Source organism: Variovorax sp. WDL1 (assembly GCF_001541225.1).
Taxonomy (GTDB): Bacteria; Pseudomonadota; Gammaproteobacteria; order Burkholderiales; family Burkholderiaceae_C; genus Variovorax.
Genome location: NZ_LMTS01000270.1, coordinates 1 through 807, shown reverse-complemented (window position 1 = coordinate 807; position 807 = coordinate 1). Strand labels below are relative to the sequence as shown.

The 807-nt window shown below is 65.3% G+C and carries 1 protein-coding gene; it reads right to left on the bottom strand.

Going from position 1 to position 807, the window contains the following annotated elements:
* Positions 1–745, bottom strand: a 745-nt coding sequence (locus APY03_RS33115; RefSeq protein ID WP_443082860.1) for an IS66 family transposase, incomplete at its 3' end; no start/stop codon positions are given.
* Positions 746–807: the final 62 nt, after the last annotated feature.

The window sequence follows — 807 nt, the reverse complement described above, 5'->3', positions numbered from 1 at the left end:
GCTTGAGCATCGCCACCGGCGTCTCGTCGGCATGCAGCACGCGGTCTTCGAGCATCTCGCGCTTGAGCGAATCGACCAGCGGCTGCAGCTGCGCGCCGCACTGTCCGACCCAGCTGGCCAATGTCGAGCGCGGGATGGCGAAGCCCGCGCGACCGAAGATGGCTTCCTGCCTGTACAGCGGCAGGTGGTCCAGGTACTTGCCCACCAGCACCTGTGAGAGCAGCCCAGCCGTCGGGATGCCCTTGTCGATGATGTGCGGGGCCACCGGCGCCTGCACCAGCGTCTCGCACTTCGTGCAGACCCATTTGCCGCGAACGTGGCGCTCCACCGTGAACACGCCAGGCCGGTAGTCGAGCTTCTCGGCCACATCCTCACCGATGCGCTCGAGGGTGCAGCCACAGGCACAGGTGGTGCTCTCGGGCTCGTGGCGGATCTCCCGGCGCGGCAAGTTCGCGGGCAACGCCTGGCGCTTGGGTTGTTGCTTCTCGCGCCCCGCAGACGAGGTGCCTGCAAGTTTGTCCAGCTCGAGCTCCATCGCCGCGAGGTCGGCATCGATGGTCTCTTCCAGCAGGCTCTTCTGCTCGGCGTTGAAGGCTTCAGACTTGGCGGCGAACTTCAGCCGCTTGAGCACAGCCATCTCATGCGTGAGCTTGTCAATGGCGGCCTGCTTGAACGCGATCTCGTGGTCACGGCGTTCGAGCTCGAGCTTATCGGCTGCGGCTCCTCTTCTGAGCGAGAGGACCATCTCGCGCAGTTGCTGCGCGTCCAGGTGGTCAAGGTCGGCCGTGTCGATCACGGAAGGTGATG